Source organism: Streptomyces sp. NPDC093064, assembly GCF_044754605.1.
Lineage (GTDB): Bacteria > Actinomycetota > Actinomycetes > Streptomycetales > Streptomycetaceae > Streptomyces.
Window position 1 is genome coordinate 158,960 of sequence record NZ_JBIVPK010000005.1, and the last position, 13,944, is coordinate 172,903.

At 69.2% G+C, this 13,944-nt stretch carries 13 protein-coding genes and 2 pseudogenes; 5 read left to right on the top strand and 10 right to left on the bottom strand.

What is annotated here, in order from left to right; all coding sequences use genetic code 11:
- Positions 1 to 1,025 precede the first annotated feature (1,025 nt).
- Positions 1,026 to 1,178 (bottom strand): hypothetical protein, encoded by a 153-nt coding sequence (locus ACIQFZ_RS08825; protein ID WP_365424661.1) that lies wholly within the window; start codon positions 1,176 to 1,178, stop codon positions 1,026 to 1,028.
- A gap of 351 nt (positions 1,179 to 1,529) precedes the next feature.
- Between ACIQFZ_RS08825 and ACIQFZ_RS08830 the strand changes: the two genes are divergently transcribed.
- Both ACIQFZ_RS08830 and ACIQFZ_RS08835 read left to right on the top strand, forming a co-directional pair.
- On the top strand, positions 1,530 to 3,050 hold the full coding sequence (locus ACIQFZ_RS08830; RefSeq protein ID WP_365424663.1) for an amino acid permease: 1,521 nt from the start codon (positions 1,530 to 1,532) through the stop codon (positions 3,048 to 3,050).
- 108 nt (positions 3,051 to 3,158) lie between these two features.
- Entirely contained in the window at positions 3,159 to 3,293 is a 135-nt protein-coding gene (locus tag ACIQFZ_RS08835) for a hypothetical protein (protein WP_402690898.1), read from the top strand.
- Positions 3,294 to 3,355: 62 nt separating this feature from the next.
- Here the strand turns inward: ACIQFZ_RS08835 and ACIQFZ_RS08840 are convergent, their stop codons facing one another.
- Together ACIQFZ_RS08840 and ACIQFZ_RS08845 are read right to left on the bottom strand one after the other, a co-directional pair.
- A complete protein-coding gene (locus ACIQFZ_RS08840; RefSeq protein ID WP_402690899.1) occupies positions 3,356 to 4,957 on the bottom strand; it encodes a hypothetical protein in 1,602 nt (533 codons plus the stop codon).
- Between the two features lie 402 nt (positions 4,958 to 5,359).
- Positions 5,360 to 6,928, bottom strand: coding sequence for an MFS transporter (locus ACIQFZ_RS08845; protein ID WP_402690900.1), 1,569 nt, complete (start codon positions 6,926 to 6,928; stop codon positions 5,360 to 5,362).
- A 192-nt stretch (positions 6,929 to 7,120) separates the two neighbouring features.
- On the opposite strand from ACIQFZ_RS08845, the gene ACIQFZ_RS08850 reads away from it, so the two are divergent.
- The gene (locus tag ACIQFZ_RS08850; RefSeq protein ID WP_383060254.1) at positions 7,121 to 7,717 is read left to right on the top strand and encodes a TetR/AcrR family transcriptional regulator; all 597 of its coding nucleotides are present in this window, start codon (positions 7,121 to 7,123) and stop codon (positions 7,715 to 7,717) included.
- Positions 7,718 to 7,911: 194 nt separating this feature from the next.
- Here ACIQFZ_RS08850 and ACIQFZ_RS08855 read toward each other — a convergent pair.
- A pseudogene (locus tag ACIQFZ_RS08855) lies at positions 7,912 to 8,253 on the bottom strand (sensor histidine kinase); the annotation flags it as partial.
- 336 nt (positions 8,254 to 8,589) lie between these two features.
- On the opposite strand from ACIQFZ_RS08855, the gene ACIQFZ_RS08860 reads away from it, so the two are divergent.
- Positions 8,590 to 9,129, top strand: coding sequence for a PepSY domain-containing protein (locus ACIQFZ_RS08860; protein WP_383060255.1), 540 nt, complete (start codon positions 8,590 to 8,592; stop codon positions 9,127 to 9,129).
- Between the two features lie 65 nt (positions 9,130 to 9,194).
- Here ACIQFZ_RS08860 and ACIQFZ_RS08865 read toward each other — a convergent pair whose 3' ends face one another.
- Both ACIQFZ_RS08865 and ACIQFZ_RS08870 read right to left on the bottom strand, forming a co-directional pair.
- Positions 9,195 to 9,677, bottom strand: a complete 483-nt coding sequence (locus ACIQFZ_RS08865) for a hypothetical protein (RefSeq protein ID WP_402690901.1) — start codon at positions 9,675 to 9,677, stop codon at positions 9,195 to 9,197.
- Between the two features lie 114 nt (positions 9,678 to 9,791).
- On the bottom strand, positions 9,792 to 10,505 hold the full coding sequence (locus ACIQFZ_RS08870) for a hypothetical protein (RefSeq protein ID WP_402690902.1): 714 nt from the start codon (positions 10,503 to 10,505) through the stop codon (positions 9,792 to 9,794).
- Positions 10,506 to 11,266: 761 nt separating this feature from the next.
- Between ACIQFZ_RS08870 and ACIQFZ_RS08875 the strand changes: the two genes are divergently transcribed.
- On the top strand, positions 11,267 to 11,884 hold the full coding sequence (locus ACIQFZ_RS08875; RefSeq protein ID WP_383063946.1) for a TOPRIM nucleotidyl transferase/hydrolase domain-containing protein: 618 nt from the start codon (positions 11,267 to 11,269) through the stop codon (positions 11,882 to 11,884).
- A gap of 99 nt (positions 11,885 to 11,983) precedes the next feature.
- Here the strand turns inward: ACIQFZ_RS08875 and ACIQFZ_RS08880 are convergent, their stop codons facing one another.
- The 4 genes and pseudogenes from ACIQFZ_RS08880 to ACIQFZ_RS08895 form a co-directional block, all read right to left on the bottom strand.
- Complete coding sequence (locus tag ACIQFZ_RS08880; RefSeq protein ID WP_402690903.1) at positions 11,984 to 12,208, bottom strand: hypothetical protein; 225 nt, start codon at positions 12,206 to 12,208, stop codon at positions 11,984 to 11,986.
- Positions 12,209 to 12,228: 20 nt separating this feature from the next.
- Positions 12,229 to 12,831, bottom strand: a pseudogene (locus tag ACIQFZ_RS08885) (transcriptional regulator); the annotation flags it as partial.
- Positions 12,832 to 12,947: 116 nt separating this feature from the next.
- The gene (locus ACIQFZ_RS08890; protein WP_365777797.1) at positions 12,948 to 13,406 is read right to left on the bottom strand and encodes a MarR family transcriptional regulator; all 459 of its coding nucleotides are present in this window, start codon (positions 13,404 to 13,406) and stop codon (positions 12,948 to 12,950) included.
- Entirely contained in the window at positions 13,403 to 13,897 is a 495-nt protein-coding gene (locus tag ACIQFZ_RS08895) for a MarR family transcriptional regulator (protein ID WP_365777795.1), read from the bottom strand. Before ACIQFZ_RS08895 ends, ACIQFZ_RS08890 begins: the two co-directional genes overlap by 4 nt.
- Between the last annotated feature and the right edge of the window lie 47 nt (positions 13,898 to 13,944).

Here is a 13,944-nt window from a genome sequence, read left to right on the forward strand (position 1 = left end):
GTTCTTCATCTCGGACGTCAGCTTGTTGGTGTACTCGCCATCGACGCCGAAGGCGTTGGACTTCGACTCGGACCCGAACAGCAGCGAGTCGCGCGGGCAGGTTGAACACCCCGAGGAAGTTCAGGACGAGAGGGACGTCGGGGTTCTTGATTCCGTCCAGCAGGTGGTCCGCGTAGTTGCCCAACGCTGTGCGTCGGCACTGGTAGTCGGCCGAATTGATGGCGCTGCGCAGAAGGCCGGCGAACTGAGTGTCATTGATGCCGTACTTCGCGGCGAGCGCCGTGGCGTGCTGCTGCCAGCCGGCGGGCAGCTTGGCCAGCACCTGGTCGATGAGGGCCTTCTCCTTTGGGGAGAACCGGGAGGTGTCGATCACCGAGTCGGTGGAGGAGACGGAGCTGACGGCGGCGGTCGGCGCACCAGCAGCGGCCGTGGCGGGCAGGGCGCTGCCCAGGGCGCAGCTGGCGCGGCCACGGCGGTGACAGCCCGGATCAGGGTCTTCTTCACGGGGAACTCCTTGAAACTGTACGGAAGTCGACTCCCTGGGGAGTCGAAGGGTGAGAGGCGGCCGATCGGGCGGTGCCCAGAGTTTGTGGAGCGTTCACTTCCAAGGAGAAGCCCTCGCCGCTGTCCTAAACGGGCACGGCACGAACATGACAGCGCTGTTCGGGCTGCCGTCGTCCGAGCCGCCCCTGGGATCTGTCGCGCTTGCCCGGCTCGCGACGGTCGGCCGCAGGACCTGCTCGCATCCCCGCGATCCAGGGCGGGGCCAATTCCCTACCGACGGCTCCGCGCCCGCCTCCCCCTGGGCCCCGCCTGGGTCCCGTCCCGCCCGGGCCACTTGTGGCTCCCCTACACACAACGGTGACGTTCTCCTCGCCGTCGCTATCTGCGCCACGACCGGGCTGAGTCAAGCGGCGACGGGGTCACGACCGCTGTGACGAACAGATGGGGAGGTTCCGCCTGAGTACGAGTTCGAGTATCGGAGTTGTCCATTGAGGTCATCTCGGGCGCTCGGCCGCACTGGCTCAGATGCAGCACGCCTGAGGCACATCCCGGTACTCGCCTGCCTTGCGGTGCTTGAGCCGTTCGGAGCGGCAGGTGGTGCGGTTGACTTGTTCGGTGATGCGGTAGACGTCGTCGGCGGCGAGGTTGACCGCGAATGCCTCGCCGTTGCGCATGCCGCATCCGTTCACGGGTGCGGGCACTTCGACCCGCGACCGCGGATGCCAACAGTCCTCGCAGCTCTGTCGCGGGCCAAGCTCCGATTTCCGGTGCGAGACGGGTGGAGCGGGAACAGTCGGGTGACGGCGGCTGCAGCCACGGGCATGCGGTGGGCGTGTGGTGGGGTGATGGTCTTCCCGGTTGCCGTAGCCGGCAAACAGACAGGGCCTGCGGGCGTGGGCATCTTCCTGGTGGCCCGGTCGAGCCGGTGTGTCGCGGCCGGAAAAGGTTTGAGAACAAGCCATTGACAAGAGGTGTGTCGTACGCCACTTTGTTCGCCGTCGTCCCTCGTCGATGAGGAGTCGTGGATGGCTGCGCAAGAGGAAGTCCAGCCAGAGATAGAGCTGGACGAGGATGCTGCCCGTCTCGCAGAGATGGGCTACAAGCAGGAACTTCATCGCGGTATGTCCGCGTTCTCAAACTTTGCCGTGTCGTTCTCGATCATTTCGATCCTGGCGGGCTGCATCACGTCGTACGGGATCGCGCTGAAGTCGGGTGGTCCGTCGACCATCGTGCTCGGCTGGGCGGTGGTCGGTGTCTTCGTGACGTGTGTGGCGCTGGCCATGGCCGAGGTGTGTTCGCGCTACCCCACTGCGGGTGGTCTCTACTTCTGGGCCGGTGAGCTTGCCAGGAACAACAAGCGTGCCTGGGCCTGGTTCGTGGGCTGGTTCAACTTCATGGGCGAGGTCGCCGTGACCGCCGCGATCGACTTCGGGTGCGCCACGACCTGGATGGCGTTCATGAACCTCGTCTGGGGCACCGAGGTCACTGCCGGCCGTACTTTCCTGCTGTTCCTCGCGATCATTCTTCTGCACGCGCTGCTCAACACGTTCGGCGTGAAGCTCGTCGCGTTCCTGTCGAACGTCTCCGCCTGGTGGCACGTGGTGGGCGTCCTGGTCATCGTCGCCGTGCTGTGGGCGCTGCCCGAGCACCACCAGTCCGCCGGGTGGACGCTGACGGGCTGGCACAACGCCACCGGCTGGACCTCCGGCATCTACGTCTTCCTCATGGGCCTGCTGATGGCGCAGTACACCTACACCGGGTACGACGCGTCGGCCCATGTGGCGGAGGAGACCAGGGGAGCGGCCCGCAGCGCGCCGCGCGGGATTGTGATGAGCGTGGTGATCTCGGTCATCGGCGGTTTCATCCTGCTCTACTCCATCACCGCGTCGATCCAGGACAAGAGTGCCGCGGGGCTGGACAAGCTGGCCGCGTCGAGTACCGGGCTGCCGCCGGCGCAGGTCTTCCTGGACTCGCTGAACAGTCCGGGCACGGCGAAGTTCCTGCTGTTCATCGTGTGTGCAGCGCAGTTCTTCTGCGGGATGGCCTCGGTGACGGCCAACTCCCGGATGAGCTATGCGTTCTCGCGCGACAACGCCCTTCCGGGGTCGAGAATCTGGGCGAAGGTCAACCCGCGCACCGGGACACCCACGAACTCGATCTGGTTCTGCGTGACGCTCTCGGCGATCCTGACGGTGCCGGCGCTGTTCAACACCACGGCATACCTGGCGGTGACCTCGATCGCGGTGATCGGCCTTTACATCGCCTATGTCACGCCGGTGCTGTTGCGTCGTCTGCGCGGCAACGAGTTCGTTCCGGGACCGTGGCACCTGGGCAAGTGGAGCAGCCTGGTCGGCTGGGTCGCGATTGTGTGGGTGGTGGTCATCTGCGTGCTGTTCGTGCTGCCGCCGACGCGGCCGGTCAACGTCGACAGCTTCAACTATGCGCCGATCGCGGTGGCCGTGGTCGCTCTGTTCGCGCTGGTGTCCTGGTATGCGGGCGGCCGTAAGCACTTCATGACCAGCCGTGACAACCTGAACGAGCTGTGACGTCGGGGCGCCTGCGGCCCCGTTGGGTGTCACGGCCGCGGCCCTGTCGTCGTCCCCCGGCCGCTGAGGCCGGGGGAGGGGCCGCTGTCGTTCTCGCGCGAGGAGTTGGTGGGCGGCGAGGCCGACACCATTGCGTTCCATGGTCTGGATGAAGTCCTCGACGACCCCGTGGTCGAACGTGTTCATCCGCCGGCTGCCCAGCAGCGGCAGCAGGCGGATGGCCGGCAGGGTTTGGCGAGTTGAAAGGCTGCGACGGCGCTCCACTGCCCGCTCCCAGCACCCTCGTTGCAGCGTTCGTTCGACCGTCAGCGGCTGCTGAAGGTCACCTCCTTCGAGCCCTCGGCGCGCTCGAAGGTGCCGGCGAACCCCCAGTTCTGCCAGCCGCCGTCACCGTTGTTGGAGAGGGTTCCCTCGTCGATGGAGAACACATCGACACCGTGCACCACCGCAAGGTGCTCGAGGCCGGACACCCTTGAGAAGGAGAGGTCGTTGAACGACTTCACCGCGATGATGTTCGTGTCGGGAAAGCTGCGGCTGTACTCGTCGATCAGCGAATGGATCAACTCGGCGCTGTCGCCCGGCACATCGCCGGCGTAGTCGGTACCGGGGTACGGCCCGCCGTCCGTGTACTTCGGCGTCCCGTCGTTGAAGTTGACCGTGCCCGTCCCGGTGGGGAGGGAGTCGGCGTCCAGGTCGGCGGGTTCCGGCTGCTCGAAGGTCACCTCCGTGCCGTCGCGGGTGAAGTCGCCGTAGAAGGCCCAGTTGGTGTAGCCGCCGTCGCCGTCATTACTGAACGTGCCCTTGTCGAAGACGTAGATGTCGAACACGGCCCGGCCCGAGTCGATGTCATCCCCCTCCTCGTCGGCGTGGTACTCGTTGGAGTTCAGCCGGTATCTGCCGTGATGGACGAACGAATCCGGCTGCTCGACCCAGTGCGACGACTGCTCCGAGTGCATCGCGACCACGTTGTAGTCGGGGAAGCAGCGGCGCATGTCGTTCACGAGCATCCGGACAGCCTGAGCCGACGCCTCGTTGCCCAGTGGGGAGTACGTGTTGTAGTACCGGCTCCGGTCGGGCAGTTCTTCCCCCTCGATCTCGCAACCCTCGTCACCGGGCTTCCAGCCCTGCTTCCGCTGGGGGCGGGGCGGCTCTTGGAACGTGACCGTGCGGCGGTCCTCGCTGACGTCGAACACGCCGTAGAACCCGCGGTTCTTCCAGCCGAGGTCGGCGTCGTCCGCCCAGGTGAACTTGCCGGTCCTGAACGCGTAGACGCGGTACGTCGTACCGCTGATGCTGACGGTCTCGATCAGTGCCGCACCGTCCATCTGCTGCAGATTGCCCTCATGCGGCTGCGCGATGACGATGTTGTAGTCGGGGAGGCAGTAGGCGAGGTCCGCAAGCGCCTCCTGGACCCGCTTCTCCTTGTTCTTCTCGTTGTCGACCTTGTCGATGACGAAGTTGACCAGCCAGGAGTAGCCCCAGGCAGCCGCCGTGCTGACGGGGCCGTTACCCGGAACGGAGACCGATGACTTCGATGACCGTTCCCGCGGCTCGAAGCACAGGTCGGGAAGTGCGTTCCCCTTGCTGCCGTCGGGCTTGTCACCGGATTCGCCATCGGGCTCGCCGGTCTGTTCACCCGGGGCGGCGGCGGGCTTGACGGGTTCGCCGGGATCGGACTGCCCGTCGCGGTCGTTGACATCGTTGTCGTCGGCGCAGCCGCTGCCGCCTGTCATCTCCACGATCCGGCAGATCTGCCGGTGTGCGGAGTGGGAGATGTCGCCCCCGATGACGGTGCCGACGATCGCGCCGACCACGAGGGTGACGAGCCCGAGCATTCCCAGGTACTCGACTGCTGTCTGCCCCGTGCTCGTGCGTACTCCTCGGCGTATGCGGTCGTTGCGGTTCACGCGTCACCTCGTCGTGGCTTGCTCGATCCGGTCACCAGGGCCGGCCGTACGCCCGCCGGGGGTCGAACCATAACGACGACACCTGGGCCCATGGACAGGGCTCAGAGGCCTATACCAGGACCCAAATCGGCAGGCGGGGCCCAGTAATCGAGGTGGCAGTGCCACGGTGCGGGCAGCAACTGGCCGAGCGTGCCACCGTGGTGCGTCCGCCGCGCGCTCGCCTCCGAGCGCGGCCGCTGTCTGCGTCGGAGGAAGCTGCCGTCACCGGCGGTGGCGGAGTTCCGCTGCCCGCTCCGGAGTTCCCGCCGGTCACGCTGAAACCACGGGGAGGGGTGCGCTGACCTGCGGGAAGCCTCCGAGTGCCGGCGGCTGGCGGGTGGGCGGTGTTCGCCTCATCCAGTCTCAGTCGTCGGTGGCCTGGCCCGGCAGGTCGACGCTGTCGCGGAGGGTGACGGGGGTGAGGAAGAGCGTGGCGACCACACCGACCATGGCGATGATCGCGGAGATCAGGAAGATGTGGCCGGTGGCGTCTCCGTAGGCGGCGCGTACGACGTCCTGGACCGGGGCCGGCATCGCCTTGATGTTCAGAGTGGATCCTCCGCCACCGCCCGTGCCGGCGTCGATGCCGAGCTTGGCCAGACCTTCGGTGATCTTCGTGCTCACGGTGCCGGCCAGTACCGCCCCGAGCACCGAGACGCCGATCGTGCCGCCGAGGGAGCGGAAGAAGGTGATGGCTCCGCTGGCCGCGCCGAGTTCCTTGAGCGGGACGCTGTTCTGCAGGACGAGGACCAGGTTCTGCATGGACATACCGACGCCGACACCGACCGCGGCCATGCCGGCCGACACCGCGACGAGGGACGTCTCGTGGTCGATCATGGACAGGCCCAGGAAGCCGAGCGTCAGGACGACGACACCGACCACGACGACGGGCTTGGGCTTGCCGGTCGTGGAGACCATCCGGCCTGCCACCGTGGAGGAGACGAGTACCCCGGCCATCAACGGCATGGTGAGCAGGCCGGCTTCGGTGGGCGAGTAGCCGCGGCCGATCTGGAAGTACTGGCCGAGGAAGACCGCTCCGCCGAACATCGCCATGCCGACCGCGAGGCTCGCGATGATGGCCAGGGCGGGGTCGCGCCGCTTGATGATGTGTAGCGGTATGACCGGCTCGGCGACCCGGGACTCGACCGACAGGGCCGCACCCAGCAGTGCGACGGCGCCGGCCACCATGGCGGCGGTCTGCCAGGACAGCCAGGCGAACGAGTTGTCGACGAACGTCACCCACAGCAGCAGGAGGCTGACGCCGGCCGCGATGAGCGAGGCTCCCCAGTAGTCGACCTTGGTGTCCGGACGCCGGACGTCCTGAAGGTGCAGAGTGCGGTTGAGGATGAAGGAGGCGACGACGGTGAAGGGCAGCGCGATGAAGAAGCACCAACGCCAGCCCAGCCAGGAGACATCGGTGATCGCCCCGCCGAGCAGCGGGCCGCCGACGGTGGACACCGCCATGACCGCGCCGAGATAGCCGTTGTAGCGGCCGCGCTCCCTGGGGCTGACCATCGCGGCGATGACGACCTGCACCAGGACCTGCAGTGCGCCCATACCCAGGCCCTGCACCGCGCGGAAGCCGATGAGTTGAGCGGTGTTCTGCGAGAAGCCGGCGCCCAACGAGCCCACCACGAAGATCGCGATCGACATCTGGAGCAGGAGCTTCTTGCTGAAGAGGTCGGCCAGCTTGCCCCAGATCGGCGTCGAGGCGGTGGAGGCCAGAAGGGTCGCGGTGACCACCCAGGTGAACTGCGACTGCGTCCCGTTCAACGAGCCGATGATCTGCGGCAGCGCGACCGAGACCACGGTCGAACTGAGCATCGCGGCGAACAGCACCGTGAGCAGCCCGCTCAGTGCCCGCAGCACGTGCTTGTGGTCCATGGTCGCGGAGCCGTCCGGGCCCCCGGATACCGCTGTGTGCGCACTCACGCGCAAACCTCCGGATGAAGAGAGAACGAGGTCGACGAGGACAAGGTCAGGGCCGGCGGGAGGACGGCACGAGGGCCGGCCGTCAACGCGGTCTGGACACGACCGGGACGCCGACTGGCCCAGAATACATGCGCAGTGAGCAATTTTGCGCACTGCGCAATGTTTTTGCCGCTCTCATAGGATGGCTGCACCATGGAGCACTCAGCGGGACTACGCGAACGCAAGAAGGCCGCCACCCGGCAGGCGGTCCACGAGGCCGCCCTGCGCCTGGTCGTGGAGCGCGGATTCGACGCGGTCACCGTGGAGGAGGTGGCCGACGCGGTGGGCATCTCACGCCGGACGTTCTCCAACTACTTCGCCACCAAGGAGGACGCCGTCCTGTGGGGCGACGAGCGCTACCTCGAAGAACTGGTGGCCGCCTTCCGCGCCCGCCCACCCGAGGAGAGCGCCTGGGCAGCCCTGTGCACCACCGTCCTGGACTGCCTGCCGGAGAGCGGCGCCCAGGAGTGGGAGACACTCGTACGCACCCGACTTGCGCTGCGCCACCCCGCGCTCCTGGCCCGTCAACTCGCCAATCACGCGGGGCTGGAGGCAAGCCTCACCGAGGCGATCGTCGAGCGCTGTCCCAGCCGGGACGCGGACACCGCCCTCGACGCCCGGGTCATGGCGTCGGCCTTCCTCGTCGCGCTGCGCATCTCGATGCGCCGCTGGATCGACAGCGATCTCACCGACGACCCGCGTGAGCTTGTCGTCGACACGATGAACCGCATGGCGCGCCCCTTCGTCTGACGCGCCCTTGGGCCGGCGGATCCGTCATCTCCGCCACGGCGAGTTGAGCAGGCTGTCGCCCGGTCGGGTGAGATTGCGGTAGTTGACGCCTGCGCAGGCGGAGCAGCACGCCGAGCGTGTCCCGGCGCGGGCAGGCCGGCGGACGCCGCCGACCACCTCACCGCCGCGCAAGGTCGCTGGGTCCTGCCGCGCTGTCAGCGGGCGCGCGGGAGTCCAGCCTGGAAGAGCGCGCCGCCGTCGGGTGCGTCGGTGAGGGTGAGTGTGCCGCCGTGGCGCCGGACGACGTCGCGTGCGATGGCCAGGCCCAGGCCCGCGCCGCCGTCGTCGCGGCCGCGGGCTTCGTCGAGGCGGACGAAGCGTTCGAAGACGCGCTCACGGTCGGCCGGGGCGACGCCCTGACCGTCGTCGGCGACGCTCAGGGCGATCGCGTCTCCGGCCGCCCGCACGGTCACGGTGACCGCGGTGGCTGCGTGCCGCTGGGCGTTGTCGAGCAGGTTGCCGAGCACGCGGGAGAGCTGGGTCCGGCTGCCCTTCACCTCCAGTCCGGGGTCCTCGACGGTGACGGCGGGGGCGATGCGGTCGGTGGAGGCCCGCTGGGTCACCTCCTCCCGCACCAGAGCGGCGACATTCACCAAGGCGTCGGCCGGGCGTTCCCCGGCGTCGAGGCGGGCGAGCAGCAGCAGGTCGGCGGCCAGGTGCTGGAGGCGTACGACGTCGTGGAGCAGATCGTGATGAAGGCCCTCAAGCGCTCCCTGGCCGGTCGCCGACGCACTCTCGCCGCGGTGGCCGCGGCCACCGTCGTCCTGGGCGGAGCCGGCGCCGTATCCGCCATCGCCTTCGCCGACGACGACCACGGCCGCGCGCATGCGACCGTGGGCACCATCCTCGACCCGCACGACGACTCAGACCACGACGGCAGGCTCGCCGGGAGCACCGAGGTCGGTCTGAGGCAGGCTGCCGACGCGGCCGCCAAGTCCCTCGCGGGCACCGTCACCGAAGTCGAGACGGACGGACGGCGGGGCGAGGCCGTCTGGGAGGTCGACATCGTCGACGCCACGGGCATCGAACGCGAGGTAACGGTGAACGCCGCCGACGGCGAGGTCATCGCCGGCAGGGCCGACCGCGTCGTGGACACGGCCGACCGCGGCGACGCCGTGCTAGCCGAGTCCGCCAGGACGGGCCTGGGCCAGGCAGTGGACACGGCGCTCGGCCAGGTCCCGGGCACTGCGACGTCGGCCGAGCTCGACGGCCACCACGGCGGGACGGCGGCCTGGCACGTCGATGTCACCGACGGCCAGGGCGCCGCACACGAGGTCGTCGTCGACGCACGGACCGGCAAGGTCACCGCCACGCACACCGGCTCGGCCCACTCGCGCGGCAACGGCGCGGACGACGACCGCGAGCACGACTGAGCAGCCGACGCTGCCGGAGAACTTGTGACCGAGGGACCTGGCCAGGGACATCCTGACGCCCCGGGTCACAGTGACCAGCTGAGCTCTCTGTCGAATCCGGGACGGTTCGTTGAGCCGATGCTGTCGCCGGCCGTGGTCCATCTGTGGCTGAAGGCGACGGGAATGTCCAGGGCGAGGAAGTTCTTCCCCTCTCCTGTGTGGGCGCGCAGGTGGAGATGGTGCCTGGCCACCGGCACCGTCTGGGGGATCTGGAGGTTCCAGGTCTGTCTCCACGGCCCGGCGGGCGGTTGGGCGTCACCCGACAGGCTCGTGCCCATGCTTGCCAGCAGATCGGGCAATGTGTAGCTTTTGTCCAGTATTTTCATAGGGTCGATCTTCATGATCACCCTGCAGGTGACCCGAGTCAGGGCGACCGTCTCTTTGAGGTGGCTGTGCATTTCCCAGCGGACTTGGTGTCCAAGGCGCGGCAATGCGGGTGTGCATGTGATGTCAAGGATGTCCATGACGTAGTTGTCGTCGCTCGCGTCCTCCACCAGGCGGTTGTTCATATCACTCATCCCGTGGTGTCTTGGACGGAGAGTCGCGTCAGATGCTCTGAGACCAGAACCCCGGCCCGATTACGGCGGGCCGGGGTTCTATGCCATGCGCATCACGGGCCGGCTCTAGAAGTCGAAGCCGCCGAAGTCCCCGAAGCCGCCGAAGTCGTCGAAGTCACCCTTGTGGCGACCGATCACCCGGAAGCTGGCGACCACTCCGTCCTCGACGCACACGCCCCCGTGGACCCTCCCGGGCTTGACGCCGTTGGCTTCGCTGCGCGGGCCGACCGTGGCGATGGGAGCGCCGTTGTCGCAGGTCGCCCCGCGGAAGACCTCGACGCCCCTGCGGCTGTCGTTGCGGATGTTGAGGCTCCTGGAGCCCAGGCCGCTCACCACGGTGATGCAGCCGTCCGGGCGGGCGGAGTAGGACCGCTCGTTGATGAAGATCCTGCCCACCTCGCGGTGGCCGCCGCGGCCGCCACCGCCGCCGCGCTCGCCGCCGCCCTCGTTGCCGCCGCGGCCGCCACCGCCACCGCCGCCGCGCTCGCCGCCGCCCTCGTTGCCGCCGCGGCCACCGCCGCCGCCGCCGTGCTCGTTGCCGCCGCCGCCGCCGCCGCCGCCGCGGCCGCCGCCGCCACCGCCCCCGTTGCCCTGTCCCTGTCCCTGTCCGGACATGCCGTCCATCGGGGCGTGGGCGGGGGCGGGTGCCTGCTTGACGACGGCCGGGGCCGTCTGGGCCTCCGGCGCGGGGGCGGCCGTGGCGTAGGTGATGCCGGTCGCGACGAGCGCTGTAGCGGCGGCGACAGCCGCGGCGACGGCATTGGAACGGGTCTTGATCATGTCGCTTTTGCTCCTGTCTCAAAGTGGCCGGCTTTGGCAGTCGGCATGTGAACGAACGTAATGAAAGCCTCACGGGCTGTCATTTCGGGCCATTGGGTGGGGGCGGTGCTGTAGAGCCGAACGGGGGACCCAGGGCACCCGCACGCCCGTCACCCCGGCTGCTGACGGCACGTCAATCCTCGTTGAAAGCTGGGCGTGTCGTTGATCGACTAGGCCTTCAAGGTGATCTCTGACGTCTGCTCACCCGTGCGGCAGCGAGTCGCCTGGAAATCCCGGCGCGAAAGGGCCCCGACATACCGGGACAGCCGGGTCCCGGACGGATCACGGCGTGGACCGGGCCACCGCGCTCTGGTCAGGGGGAGGCCCCGAAGTCGAGCCCATGACGATCCCTCACCCGGTCGGCGGACACGGCGACGGCGTCCGGGCCGGGCGGACGGAGACGGGGACCGGCGGTGACTCGCACGAGGCCGGGACGGTGAGGTGGGTGTGTGCCAGGCGCACGGTGGCCCTCGCCGGGCGGCCGGGTTGCCGACGGTCGGTGAGGCGGCAGTGCGGACGCGGCTGCGGACCAGGTTGGTCAACTGACGTGGAGGCGACGGGGTGTTGACGGTCTCGGCTGCGGACCATCCGGCGTGCTGCCGCGGCACTGGCTGACATGTGCCTCGCGGGTCGGCGCCCGGGCCTGTGGGCCGGGCTGAGGGCCGGGTGCCGTACGCGGAAATTCCCTCGCGTTGTGGCCGGAACGGGCTGAGACTCGTCTCATGACTGACATGGGGGCGTTCCGGGACGCGGTCACCGCGTGGGCGGCGGGTGGTTCCGGCGACCTGGCGCACGAACTGGCCGCGCGGCTGCCCGTCCGGGCGGCCGTCCTGCTCGAAGGACCGAGCGACGTCGCGGCGGTCGACGCGCTGGCGGAGAGCCGCGGCCGGGACCTGGCGGCCGAAGGAGTCTGCGTCCTGCCGATCGGCGGTGCGATGAGCATCGGGCGCTACGCCGGACTCCTCGGTTCACCCGGTCTGGACCTCCGCCTCACAGGACTGTGCGACGAGGCGGAGCGTCCCTACTACGCACGCGGCTTCGAACGGGTCGGTGCGGCACAGCAAGGCTTCTTCGTCTGCGCGGCGGATCTGGAGGACGAGCTCATCCGCGTGCTGGGCGTGACACGGGTGGAGGAGCTCGTCGGGGCGGAAGGCGACCTGCGTGCCCTGCGGACCTTCCTGCGCCAGCCCGCTCAGCGGGGCCGCGCCCCGCAGCAGCAGTTCAGGCGCTTCCTCGGAACGAAGAAAGGACGCAAGATCCACTACGGCCGCGTCCTCGTCGAGGCCCTTGACCCCGGCCGGGTCCCGGCCCCACTCGACGGCCTGCTCTCCACCCTCTGACCACTGGGCGACGCCGATCCCCGGCCGAGACGCCGTGGGCGTCCGCCAGGAGGTCGGCGCGGGAGCCGTCCGTGTCGGTCAGGTCAGGGCCGACGCGGTTCAACGGAGGTCAAGGGAGGCGTGATCGCCCTGACCCGTCAGTTCGCGGCCGAGGGGGCGCCGTACGGCATCCGCGCCGAAACGGACGGCGCCGGCGTTGGCGCGCACGATGTCGATGCCGCCGAACGCGTCCACGGCCTCCTCGACGCAGGACCGCACGGAGTTCTCGTCGGTGACACCCACGGGGCCGGGGGAGAGCGGTGCCGCCTTCGCGGATATCGCCATGCCGGACCCGGCGGCGCCGTTCAGCCGCTGGTCAGGTTCTGGAGGCCGACCACGCGGAGCAGTTCCAGCCGCTCGTAGGACTTGCTGCCCGGGCGGGCGGTGCAGACGATCAGCCGCTGATCGTGCTCCGGGTTCAGCAGTACCTCGCAGTCCAGCTCCAGCAGGCCGACGACCGGGTGCAGGAAGCGTTTGGTGTCGGTGCGGCGTACGGCGACGTGGTGGGCGTCTTACAGCGCGGCGAACTCCTCGCTGCGGGCGCGCAGCCGGCGTACGAGCCCTGCCAGCCGCGCGTCGTCCGGGCGGCGGGCGAACGTGGCGCGCAGATCCGCGACTGCCGTGCGGGCGGCGTGCTCACGGTCCTCGGGCGGGAAGAGCTCCCGCGCGGACGGGTCCATGAAGTAGCGCCAGGTGACGTTGTGCTCCGCTTCGGGGCGGGCGGACGCGTCACCGTGGAGCGCCTTGGCCGTCGCGTTCTGCGCGAGGATGTCGCCGCGGTCGCTCACCACCTGGGCGGGAGTGTCGGTCAGCCGGTCGAGGACGAGAAGCAGTCCGGGGCGGACATGCTCCGTGGTCGGCCGGTTGCGTGGGGGCTCCTCGCCGGCCAGGTGGAAGAGGTGGTTCCGTCACACCGCCGGTGACGGCTCGCCCCTCCCCGCGGCCGGTACCGGCCGGGCGGTTCAGGGCCGACGTACGCGTCCAGAGCCGTCGCACGCGTCAACGAGGTGGATCGGTCGGGTGGTCAGGCGGTCAGCGCCGCGAGTTCCGCGTTGGCGTGCTCGGTGACCAGGGCGAGGACGCGGCCGGCGGCGGCCAGGTCCTCGGCGGGTATCCCGCCCCAGATGCGGGCGGTGAGGGGGGCGGTCTCCGCGCCGACGGCGGCGAGCAGCTCGCGCCCCGCGTCCGTGGGGCGAAGGTGCGCGCCGTCGGTGACGAGCAGTTGCCTGTCGAGCAGTTCGTCGACAGTGGCACGGACGTCGGCCGGATCGGCCTTGAGGGAGCCCTGTACCCGGGTGGCGAGATCGTCCGGCGTCTGCGGGGCATCGGCGGTGACGGCGGCGCGCAGGGCGATCTGCTGCTGGAACGTGATGCCGTGCCGGGTCAGGACGTGCTCCAGGACACCGCGGGCGGCGTAGTGGGCCAGGCCGAGGGCGCGGGCGTCGGCGACGGGTGCGGTGGTGGTGGATGAGGTGGTCGTCATGGTGTCGTCCCCTGAATGCTCTCGTCGTTCGGTGGAAGTGGAGCGAGAGGTGCGTCGAGGAGGGTCGTCAGCTCGTCGGTGAACGCGCGCGTCCGCGGGGCGTCCAGGCCGCCGAGCGGCTCCAGCAACTGCTGAAGCAGTTCCTGGACCACTGCGATGGCCTGCCGCGTGACGGCTTGGCCCTGCTCGGTGAGGGCGAGCTGTACGGCGCGCGGGTCACGGGGATCGCGGGTGCGCTCGATCAGGCCGGCCGACTCCAGTGCGCGCGCCAGCTTGGAGACGTACAGCGCCTCCAGGCCGGTGTGGTCGGCGAGTCGGCGCTGACTGGGCCGCTCGCCGGCGCGCTGCATGCCGTACAGCGACGCGACCAGTGAGTACTGCGCGTGGGTGAGGCCCAGTGGAGCCACCGCGCGATCGACCGCGACGCGCCACTTGGTGGCGAGCCGCCATACCAGGAAACCGGGTGTGGGCCCCGGTGAACCCTTGCTCATGAACAAATAGAGTACATGGCTACTATATCCATGGCTACTATTTTCGG